This window comes from Caldimonas sp. (assembly GCF_046289365.1).
Classification (GTDB): Bacteria; Pseudomonadota; Gammaproteobacteria; order Burkholderiales; family Burkholderiaceae_C; genus Caldimonas.
In genome coordinates this window covers 1-11,241 of record NZ_JBKBVU010000105.1, presented here as the reverse complement: position 1 = coordinate 11,241, position 11,241 = coordinate 1, and the positions used below count along the sequence as shown (strand labels likewise).

Annotated in this window: 6 protein-coding genes; 1 reads left to right on the top strand and 5 read right to left on the bottom strand. The window is 67.1% G+C overall.

Annotated features, from left to right (window positions below):
- Positions 1-60 precede the first annotated feature (60 nt).
- The 5 genes from odhB to ACK42S_RS11255 form a co-directional block, all read right to left on the bottom strand.
- Complete coding sequence (gene odhB / locus ACK42S_RS11275; protein ID WP_409707175.1) at positions 61-1,320, bottom strand: 2-oxoglutarate dehydrogenase complex dihydrolipoyllysine-residue succinyltransferase; 1,260 nt, start codon at positions 1,318-1,320, stop codon at positions 61-63.
- A gap of 110 nt (positions 1,321-1,430) precedes the next feature.
- Positions 1,431-4,289, bottom strand: coding sequence for a 2-oxoglutarate dehydrogenase E1 component (locus tag ACK42S_RS11270; RefSeq protein ID WP_409707172.1), 2,859 nt, complete (start codon positions 4,287-4,289; stop codon positions 1,431-1,433).
- A 224-nt stretch (positions 4,290-4,513) separates the two neighbouring features.
- A complete protein-coding gene (locus ACK42S_RS11265) occupies positions 4,514-6,955 on the bottom strand; it encodes an EAL domain-containing protein (RefSeq protein ID WP_409707169.1) in 2,442 nt (813 codons plus the stop codon).
- Positions 6,952-8,244, bottom strand: coding sequence for an HD-GYP domain-containing protein (locus tag ACK42S_RS11260; RefSeq protein ID WP_409707166.1), 1,293 nt, complete (start codon positions 8,242-8,244; stop codon positions 6,952-6,954). Before ACK42S_RS11260 ends, ACK42S_RS11265 begins: the two co-directional genes overlap by 4 nt.
- Positions 8,245-8,399: 155 nt before the next feature.
- On the bottom strand, positions 8,400-10,343 hold the full coding sequence (locus tag ACK42S_RS11255; RefSeq protein ID WP_409707163.1) for a propionate--CoA ligase: 1,944 nt from the start codon (positions 10,341-10,343) through the stop codon (positions 8,400-8,402).
- Between the two features lie 217 nt (positions 10,344-10,560).
- Between ACK42S_RS11255 and ACK42S_RS11250 the strand changes: the two genes are divergently transcribed.
- Positions 10,561-11,241 (top strand): C40 family peptidase (locus ACK42S_RS11250; RefSeq protein WP_409707160.1); only part of this gene is annotated, 681 nt, incomplete at its 3' end.

The window sequence follows — 11,241 nt, the reverse complement described above, 5'->3', positions numbered from 1 at the left end:
GCCGCCGGGGCCACCGCCAATGACGATGACGTCGAATTGTTGGCTCATTCCAGCGCTTCCTCAGATGTCGAACAACAGGCGGGCCGGGTCTTCCAGTGCTTCCTTCATCGCCACCAGGCCCAGCACGGCCTCGCGCCCGTCGATGATGCGGTGGTCATAGCTCATGGCCAGGTAGTTGATCGGGCGGATCACGATCTGACCGTTCTCGACCACCGGACGGTCCTTGGTGGCGTGCACGCCCAGGATGGCCGACTGCGGCGGGTTGATGATCGGCGTGGACAGCATCGAGCCGAACACGCCGCCGTTGGAGATGGAGAAGGTGCCGCCGGTGAGTTCCTCCAGGCCGAGCTTGCCATCTTTGGCCTTCTGGCCGAACTCGGCGATCTTCTTCTCGATCTCGGCAAAGGTCATCTGGTCGGCGTTGCGCAGGATGGGCACCACCAAGCCGCGCGGCGAGCCCACGGCGATGCCGATGTCGAAGTAGCCGTGGTAGACGATGTCGTTGCCGTCGACCGAGGCGTTCAGGATGGGGTACTTCTTGAGCGCATGCACCGCTGCCTTCACGAAGAAGCTCATGAAGCCGAGCTTGACACCGTGCTCCTTCTCGAACTTTTCCTGGAACTTCTTGCGCATCTCCATCACCGGGGCCATGTTGACCTCGTTGAAGGTGGTGAGGATGGCATTGGTGGCTTGGGACTGCAGCAGGCGCTCGGCGATGCGGGCGCGCAGCCGGCTCATCGGCACGCGCTGCTCGGGGCGGTCGTCCAGGTTCAGGCCGGGGGCACTGACCTGCGGCAGCGGCTTGGCCACGGCGGGGGCGGCGCTGGCCGGCGCCGGGGCGGCGGGCCGCGCCCCGGCTTCGAGGGCGCCAAGCACGTCACCCTTGGTGATGCGGCCGTCCTTGCCGGTGCCGCTGACCTGGGCGGCCGTGAGCTGGTGCTCGGCCATCAGCTTGGCCGCGGCAGGCATCGCCACATCCGACTTGGCGCCACCGGCCGCCGCAGGCGCCGGCGCAGGGGTCACCGCGGGGGCGGCAGCCGGTGCAGCCTTGACCTCCAGCGGGCTGACCTGGGCCTGGCCCTCGGTGTCAATCTTGGCGATGACCTCGTCGCTGACGACGGTGTCGCCGTCGTTCTTGACGAGCTGGACGATCACGCCGGCCGCCGGCGCGGGCACTTCCAGGACGACCTTGTCGGTCTCGATCTCGATGAGGATCTCGTCGGCGCTGACGGCTTCGCCCAGACGCTTCTTCCAGGACAGCAAGGTGGCTTCGGCCACCGATTCGGACAGTTGGGGAACCTTGACTTCGATGATTGCCATGATCGTTCTTTCGCTATGCGTGTCGCCGCGCACAGGGGCCGCCGCGGGCAGCCCCCGTCAACGCATCCGGGCGAGGCGGCGCGGCGCCGTCGTCGACCCGGGACCGGGACTTACTTGGTGAGCACGAACCCCTTGAGCTTGGCAAAGGCCTGCTCGAGCAAGGCCTTTTGCTGCTCCTGGTGGAGGTGGGCATAGCCCACGGCCGGCGAGGCCGAGGCCGGACGGCCGGCATAGCCGAGCTTCTGGCCTTCGAGCATGTTCTCGTGGATGTAGTGCTGCACGAAGAACCATGCACCCTGGTTCTGCGGCTCGTCCTGGCACCACACGACGTCGGTGGCGTTGGGGTACTTCTTGAGCTCGGTGGCAAAGGCCTTGTGCGGGAAGGGGTAGAGCTGCTCGACGCGGATGATCGCCACGTCGAGCGCCTTCTTCTCCTCGCGCTTCTTGACGAGGTCGTAGTAGACCTTGCCGGAGCAGACGATCACGCGCTTGACCTTGGCCGCCTCGATCTCGGCGTTGAGCTCGCCGATCACGGTGCGGAACTCGCCCTTGGTGAATTCGGACAGCGGCGAGGTGGCGTCCTTGTTGCGCAGCAGCGACTTGGGCGTCATCAGCACCAGCGGCTTGCGGAACATGCGCACCATCTGTCGGCGCAGCACATGGAAGATCTGGCTGGCCGTGGTGGGCTGGCAGATCTGCATGTTGTTGTCGGCGGCGAGCTGCATGAAGCGCTCCAGGCGCGCCGAGCTGTGCTCGGGCCCCTGGCCCTCATAGCCATGCGGCAACATCAGCGTCAGGCCATTGGCGCGCCCCCACTTGACCTCGCCGGAGGCGATGAACTGGTCGATCACCACCTGGGCCCCATTGGCGAAGTCGCCGAACTGGGCCTCCCAGATCACCAGCGTGTTGGGGTCGGCCGAGGCATAGCCGTACTCGAAGCCCAGCACCGCCTCTTCCGACAGGATGGAGTCGATCACGACGAACGGGGCCTGGTTGTCGGCCACGTTCTGCAGCGGGATGTAGGTGCCCTCGTCCCACTTCTCGCGGTTCTGGTCGTGCAGCACGGCATGGCGGTGGGTGAAGGTGCCGCGTCCGCAGTCCTCGCCCGACAGGCGCACCGGATAGCCGCTGGCCACCAGCGAGGCAAAAGCCAGGTGCTCGCCCATGCCCCAGTCGACATTGATCTCGCCGCGGCCCATGGCGGCACGGTCGGCGATGACCTTCTCGACCAACGGGTGGAGCTTGAAATTGCCCGGAATGGTCGTGATGCGCTCGGCCAGGCGCTTGATCTCGGCCAGCGGCAGCGCAGTGTCAGCCGCGTCCGTCCACTTCTTGCCGAGGAAGGGCGTCCAGTCGACAGCGTACTTGCTCTTGAAGTTGGTCAGCACGGGATCGACGGTGTGCTTGCCCGCGTCCATCGCGGCGCGGTAAGCCTTGACCATCTCCTCGGGCCCGTCCTCGGGCAGCACGCCCTGGGTCACCAGCTTGTCGGCATAGAGCTTGCGGGTGCCGGGGTGCTTGGCGATCTTCTTGTACATCAGCGGCTGGGTGAGCGAGGGGGTGTCCTGCTCGTTGTGGCCCAGCTTGCGGAAGCACACGATGTCGACGACGACGTCCTTGTTGAACTCCTGGCGGTAGTCCAGCGCCAGTTGGGTGCAGAACACCACGGCCTCGGGGTCGTCGCCGTTGACGTGCAGCACCGGCGCTTCGATCATCTTGACGACGTCGGTGCAGTACAGCGTCGAGCGGGTGTCGCGCGGGTCGCTGGTCGTGAAGCCGATCTGGTTGTTGATGACGATATGGACCGTGCCGCCGGTGTAGTAGCCGCGCGTTTGCGCCAGCGCCAGCGTCTCCATCACGACCCCCTGGCCGGCGAAGGCGGCGTCACCATGCACCAGCACGGGCAGCACCTGATCGCCTTCCTTGTCGCCACGGCGATCCATGCGGGCCTTGACCGAACCCTCGACCACCGGGTTGACGATTTCCAGGTGCGAGGGGTTGAAGGCCAGGCTCAGGTGCACCGGGCCGCCAGGGGTGGAGACATCGCTGGAGAAGCCCTGGTGGTATTTCACGTCACCGGCGGGCAGGTCTTCCTTGGCGGTGTGCTCGAACTCGGCGAACAGGTCCTTAGGCATCTTGCCCAGCGTGTTGACCAGCACGTTGAGGCGGCCCCGGTGGGCCATGCCGATCACGATTTCCTGCACGCCCTTCTCGCCGGCGCGCTTGATCAGCTCGTCCATCGCGGCGATGAAGCTCTCGCCGCCTTCGAGCGAAAAGCGCTTCTGCCCCACGTACTTGGTGTGCAGGAAGCGCTCCAGGCCCTCGGCCGCCGTCAGGCGCTCGAGGATGGCCTTCTTCTTCTCGCCGGTGAATACCGGCTTGGAGCGCGAGCTCTCCAGGCGTTCCTGCCACCACCGCTTCTCGGCCGGCTCGGTGATGTGCATGAACTCGGCACCGATGGTGCCGCAGTAGGTCTCACGCAGGGCCTGCAGGATCTCCCGCAGGGTCATCTGTTCGGCCTTGGTGAAGTAGGTGTTGGTCGCGCTGAAAGTGATGTCCATGTCACTTTCAGTGAGGTCATAGAAGGCCGGTTCGAGCTCGGGAATGCGAGGACGCTCGTGACGTTTGAGGGGATCGAGGTCGGCCCAGCGGGAACCGAGGAAGCGATAGGCAGCGATCAGGGACTGGACGTGCACCTGCTTGCGCGCCACGGCCAGGTCGGTACTGCTGGCCTTGACCGCGAAGGCGTTGGACTTGGCGCGCTGAGCGAAGGATTCGATGACGGGCGCGTGCGCGACATCGCGCGAATCGCTGCCGTCGACCGCAGGCACGTTCTGAAGGGCGTCGAAATAGGCGCGCCAGTTGTCAGGCACCGAGCCCGGGTTGTCGAGGTAGGCCTCGTACAACTCTTCGACGTAGGGGGCGTTGCCCCCGAACAGGTACGAGTTGGACCTGTATTGCTGCATCATCTCGCTCACCTCATGCCCCGGTTTCCAGGGCTGTTGGCTGGTTGATCAACCTTCCGCGACACGGCTTGACCGGTTGGCGGATTGCGACCCGCCTTCACTGTGGATTCACTCAGAAACCAGCAAAGGGGACGGGAAGGACCGAAAGTCTGAAGGCATGACTCTAACACTCCTGGCGGTCAGCGGCCAATCCGCAATCTCCACATCGGCGGCCGGGCGCCGGGCCTTCAGCCTCCCGCACGGCAGCCCGGCGCGTGTGCGGCGGTGTCGCGCAGCCTGTCGAATTCCTGAGGATCGACCGGTGGGGCAAACAGGTAGCCTTGGAACTGGTCGCAGCCGGCGGCGCACAGGAACTGCCGCTGCAGATCGGTCTCGACACCCTCGGCGATGACCTTGATGTGCAGAGCCCGCGCCATGCTGACGATGGCGCGCACGATGCCGGCATCGCTCTCGTCAGCCGGCAGCCCGGCGATGAAGGAGCGGTCGATCTTGAGCTTGCCGATGGGGAAACGCTTGAGGTAGCCCAGGCTGGAGTAGCCGGTGCCGAAGTCGTCGATCGCCAGGCGCACACCGAGCTGTTCGAGCTGCTGCAGGCGGCTCAGCGCCTCCTCGGCGTCTTGGATCAGGATGGATTCGGTGAGCTCAAGCTCGAGCCAGCCGGGCGCCAACCCGGCAGCCGACAGCACACCGGCCACGCGCTCGACGAAGTTGGCCTGCTGGAACTGCAGGGCCGACACGTTGACCGAGACTTGCAGCGCACGCCCCCGGGCCTGCCAGCGCGCGGCCTGCTGCACCGCCTCGGTCAGCACCCAGTCGCCCAGGGCGACGATAAAGCCGCTTTCCTCGGCCACGGGGATGAACTGGGCGGGCGAGACGTCGCCCAGGTCCGGGTCCCGCCAGCGCAGCAGGGCCTCGGCGGACAGCACCTCGCGGGTCTTGATGTCCACCTGCGGCTGGTAGGCCAGGCGGAAATGGCCGGCTGGCAGGGCCTGGCGCATGGCATGGTCGATCTTCATGCGCGCCAGCAGGTCCACGTTCATCTGCGGCTGATAGAAGCGAAAGCTCGACCGGCCACGCTCTTTCACCCGGTACATGGCCGCGTCGGCGTTCTTGATGAGGTCGTTGGCGGTGGCGCCGTCATCCGGATACATCGCGATGCCAACGCTTCCGGTGACCGTGAAGCTCAGTTCATCGAGCTGCACCGGGACGGTCAAGGCCTCGAGGATGCGTCGGGCGGTTGCCTCCGCGCCACGCACGTCGGCCTGGTGGAGCAGCACGACGAACTCATCGCCGCCGTAGCGGGCCACGGTATCGACCTCGCGCACGCAGCGCTTGAGCCGGTCGGCCACGTCCACCAGCACGCGGTCTCCGTAGAGGTGTCCCAGCGAGTCGTTGATCTGCTTGAAGCGGTCGAGGTCGACGAACATCACCGCGAAGCGGCCATGTTCTCGGCGGGCCATCGCGATGGCGAACTCCACGCGCTCGGTGAACACCAGGCGGTTGGGCAAGGCGGTCAGTGCGTCGGTGTAGGCCAACTCCTCGATGCGCCGCTTGGCCGCCAGCTTGTCGGTGAGATCCTTGACGAAGGCGATGTAGTGCAGCGTGCCGCCGGCGTCGTCGGACAGGCGCACCATCGAGACTTGGCAGGGGCCGCTGCTGCCGTCGGCACGCACGTAGTGCAGCTCGGCCTCGATGCTGCCGCACTCGTCGACGGCCGAGCGCAGGCGATCGATCGCCCCCGGATCGGCCGGATCGTGGACCAGCTCGTTCCAGCGCTGCCCCACCAGCGTCTGGCACGCGCTGCCACACAGGCGGGCACAGGCGGGGTTGGCCGCCAGCACCTTGAGCTGCCCGTCAGTGATGAACACGGCGTCGGGGCTGGCATCGAACACCTTGGCGGCGAGCTGGAGCTGGGACTCCTGCGCCAGCTGTTGCGTGATGTCGCGGAAAGAGTAGACGCGACCGATGGGCCGGCCCCGGCTGTACTGGGGCCTCGTGACCCGCTCCATCACGCGGCCCGATCGCAACGCGATGAGGTCGGTGGTCTCCAGCAGAGGCGAGCGGGCAATGAGGGCGAGCTTCTCGTCGTAGGCCTGCACGTCGGCCACGGCCTCGCGCAGCCAGGCGAAGATGGCCTGGTCGTCACGGCGCAGCATCAGGGCCTGCGGAAAACCCCAGAGGTCGGCCAGGCGTTGGTTGTAGCCGCGGATGCCCCCGTGCAGGTCGACGGCCAGGATGCCGTCGGCCGTGGATTCGAGGGTGGCACGCAGCTCCGACACCAGCCGTTCGAGTTCGTCCTCCACGCGCCGCTGCTCACTGCGGTCGCGCAGGCTGACGAGGAACAGCGAATGGCCCGGCGCCAGGCGCAGCAGGCTCACGCGGCGCTCGACCTGCACCGTGGTGCCGTCGGGGCGGCATACGAGGCTGTCGGAGAGGATGCGGTCGCTCAGACCGGCCGCGACATCCTCCCAGAAGACCAGGTCCTCCGGCGTGGCAGCCAGCTCGATGGCGGCCTTGCCGACCAGGCTGCCCTCACTCACGCCCAGCAGGGCATGCGCAGCCTGGTTGGCCGCGACCACGCGCAGGTCCACCGGATCGACCATCCAGACCGCCTCGAGCATGCCGTCGATCAGGTGCTGGAGCACCGGCATCAGGCTGGGCGCACTCATACAGACCCCTCGGGCTCGGGTGCCGATGGGTCCACGGCCCGTTCGAAGAAGTAGCAGATGCGCTGGCGCGGGGACAGATAGTCCAGTGCGACGCGCGGCAGTTGCAGGGGTTTCAGGCTGCGCCGAACCCCCAGGTCAGGGTGGGCCTCGAGATCGACGACCAAGGCCTCCTCGGCCGGCACCTTGGGGTCATGCACGATCACGCGCGGTTTGAGCGGGCGTGCCGAATTGACCGAGACGACCAGTGCGAAGCGCCCGTCGGTGAGCTCGACGACCGAGCCCGGCGGATACACCCCCATCATCTTGATGAAGGCGCTGAGGGTGAGCGCATCGAAGCGCGCCTTCATCTGCGCGAAGATCAGCGACAGCGCCTCATGCGGCGTCAAACTCTTGGCCGGGTTGAGCGGGTTGCACAGGTTGTCGTAGCGGTTGACCAGGGCGACGATGCGCGCCAGCGGGCTGATGCGCTCACCCGGCAGCCGCTGTGGAAAGCCCCGGCCGTCGGCCTGTTCGTGGTGCTGGGCCACGACCAGCGTGGCCTGGGGGCTGAGCTTCATCTTGCGCGCCAGACTCACGCCATGGGCCACATGCTCCTGATAGAACTGCAGCTCGGCCGAGGTGGAGAGTTCGTCCTTCCAGCGCACGCGGTCGGGCAGTTCGGTCTTGCCCAGATCGTGCAGCAGGGCGCCCAAGCCCACGTCGCGCAGCTCCTGTTCGCCCAGCCCCATGGCCCGACCGAGCAGCATCGACACCACCGTGACATTGAGGCTATGGGACGAGGCGCGGTCGCCCGCGCCCTCGTGGAGCAGGCGGATGCAGGTGTCGTGGGCCCCGTCGATCTTGTCCAGAAAGCCGCTGACCATGCTCTCGGAACGCTCGCGGGCCGCCTCGGGCTGGCTGTGCGCGATCTCGGTGATCTGCCGGAATTCCTTGGCGGCCTGGTTGAACTCACGCTCGCAAGCCGCCAGATGCGCCCGCTGCGAAGCCAGCAAGGCGCGCCGTCGGGCCCGCAACGCCACTTGCGGATCGGCCGGCAGCGCATCGGCGGCCGCCGGCTGCGGCCCGGCCTGGCCGCCCACCAGCGCCAGCAGCCCCGGATCGCTGCGGGAGGGATCCCATCGCACCTGCTGCAGACCCAGGCCACGGATGGTGGCGATCTGGTCGTCCGAGGCGATGCGGAAACTGCTCATCGCAAAAGGGTGTGCCATCCAACCCACGTCGAGATGCACATACATGCCGACCTTGAGTTGGTGGACGTCGACGAAAAGCGGAGCCTGAGGGTCTTTCATCCTGAACATGCGCTGGACCGCAAATGTATCCAGCTTTCGGGACTTCGACCGTTTCAGTCCGTTCTTGAGCTCGACTGTGACACATCCCCCACAAGGGGGAGGCCGGACGCCGCCGCCGTCGTGGGGCACTGCTGCCGCAGTGCCTCGTATGCCGCTCAGGCCGGCAGGGCCACCATCGCGCGGATCTGCTGCAGGGCCGAGGGGTCCTCGATGGTGGTCAGGTCACCGGGGTCGCGATGTTCGCACACGGCCTGGATGGCGCGGCGCAGCAGCTTGCCCGAGCGGGTCTTGGGCAGGACCGTGACAAACCGCACACGAGCAGGCCGTGCGACGGCGCCGAGCTGCTGGTCCACCACCTTCATGATCTCGCCTTCGAGGGCCAGGGCCTGCGCCTCAGTGGCCGCCTGCGCTGGATCTTTCAGCACCGCAAAGGCCATGGCCACCTGGCCCTTGAGGTTGTCGGCCACGCCCACCACGGCCACCTCGGCCACCGCGGGGTGGCTGGCGATGCTCTCTTCGATCTCGCGCGTGCCCAGGCGGTGGCCGGCCACGTTGATGACATCATCAGTGCGGCCGAGGATGAAGTAGTAGCCGTCCTCGTCGCGAATGGCCCAGTCGAAGGTGCTGTAGACCTGCCGGTTGGGCACGGCGCTCCAGTAGGTCTTCACGAAGCGCTCGTCGTCGCGCCAGACGGTTTGCATGCAGCCCGGCGGCAGCGGCCCCTCGATGGCCAGCACGCCCTTCTGGTGCGCTCCGATCAGCTCCTCGCCGGTGGCCTCGTGCAGCAGCTTGACGCGATAGCCGTACATCGGCACGCCGGGCGAGCCGAACTTGCTGGGCTTGTTTTCGACGCCGTTGGCAATCGTCAGGATGGGCCAGCCGGTCTCGGTCTGCCAGTAATTGTCGATGACGGGCTTGCCCAATGCGTCGGCGATCCATTTCGCGGTGGGCTCGTCCAGCGGCTCACCGGCCAGGAAAAGCGCACGCAGGCTGGACAGATCGTGCTTCTTCAGGAAGGCCGCATCGTGCTTCTTGAGCACCCGCACCGCAGTGGGCGCGCTGAACATCACCGTGACCTTGTACTTCTCGACGAGCTGCCACCAGATGCCCGCATCGGGCCGGATCGGCAGGCCTTCGTAGAGGATGGTGGCCATGCCGGCGATCAGCGGGCCGTAGACGATGTAGCTGTGGCCCACCACCCAGCCGATGTCGCTGGTGGAAAAATAGGTCTCGCCGGCCTGGCCGCAGAAGATGTACTTCATGCTCGCGGCCAGGGCCACCGCATAGCCGCCCGTGTCGCGCTGCACCCCCTTGGGCCGGCCGGTCGTGCCACTGGTGTAAAGCGTGTAGCTCGGGTGGTCGGCCGTCACCCACACGCAGGGCACCTGGGCGTGCAGGTGCTGCTCGCGCAAGGCGGCGTAGTCGACATCGCGCCCGGCCACGCGCTCCATCGGCGCCAGGGCACGATCGACCAGCAGCACGCGCTCGGGCTTGTGCTGTGCCAGCCGGATGGCCTCGTCCAGCAGCGGCTTGTAGGGCACCACCTTGCCGGCGCGGGAGCCGGCATCGGCGCTGAGGACCACGCGCGGCTGCGCATCGTCGATGCGGCTGGCCAAGCTGACGCTGGCAAACCCGCCGAAGACCACCGAGTGGATGGCCCCCAGCCGCACACAGGCCAGCATCGCGAACACCGCCTCGGGGATCATCGGCATGTAGATCAGCACGCGGTCGCCCTGCTCTACCCCCAGGGACTGCAGCACCGCAGCCATGCGCTGCACCTCGGCATGCAGTTCGCGAAAGCTGTAGACGCGCTCGGTGCCGGTCTCGGTGGACACATGGATCAGCGCGGCCTGGTCGGAGCGCTGTGCGAGATGGCGGTCCACCGCGTTGTGGCACAGGTTGGTCGTGCCGCCGACGAACCAGCGCACGAACGGAGGGCGGCTATGGTCGCAGATGGTCTGCGGCGGCTGTAGCCAGTCGATCAGCCGGGCCTGCTCGGCCCAGAAGCCGTCCCGGTCCTCGATCGAGCGTCGGTAGAAGGCTTCGTAGTTCATGCTGTGTCTCCTCGCAGGGGGTACGGCCCGTCGTTTTGGGAGCATCGATTGAAGGCAGGCACGCTGACGGCCCCCTGACAGCCGACCGCGGCGCCACCCGTCCATCGTGCCCGCTTGCCGGGCGCCCCGCCAGAGGTTCGACCCGACCCGGGGTCCAGACGGGACCGACCCATCGAGGACTGTTTCGAGATATTGCTGCTAAATGATTGTCAGATCGCAAATTTCTTGACGAGACCCGTGACGTTGACCTATGGTTGCGGCGATGCAAATGTCCTGCTCGCGCCTGGTCGGTGTGGTCTGCCTGATGGCAGGCCTGACGGGGTGTGCCTCGGTGGCACCACCTCCGGCCACCGCCCCCGCAGGCGACCCGATGTCCGCCTTCCTGGCCGAGCGTGGATGGTCCCCCTCCCCGCCGGCCGCCCCGGAGCCCGAGGACGCCCCGGCCGCGATCGACCCCCAGGCACCGAACGCCCCGCCGGCAGTGCAGGATGCCGCCGCCCAGGCCGTGGTGACGGCGATGAGCTTTCTCGGTGTGAGCTACCGCCGTGGCGGCAATTCGATCGACGAGGGCTTCGACTGCAGCGGCTTCACCCGCCATGTGTTCGACACGGCCCTCGGGATCGGCCTGCCGCGCCGCGCCGAGGAGCAGGCCCGGGCCGCCGGCCTGGTGCCGGTGCCGCGCAGCGAGCTCAGACCGGGAGACCTGGTCTTTTTCAACACGCTGCGCCGCGCCTATTCGCATGTGGGCATCTACGTGGGAGAGGGCAAGTTCATCCACGCCCCGCGCAGCGGCGCCCAGGTGCGCATCGAGGACATGCGCATGCGCTACTGGAGCCAGCGCTACAACGGCGCTCGGCGCGCGCAGGTGCTGGTGGCCACCCCCTCCCGCACCACCGGCGGCCGGGGCTTGCCGGCGCAGCAGGCCGCCGAGGCGGCGTTCCCC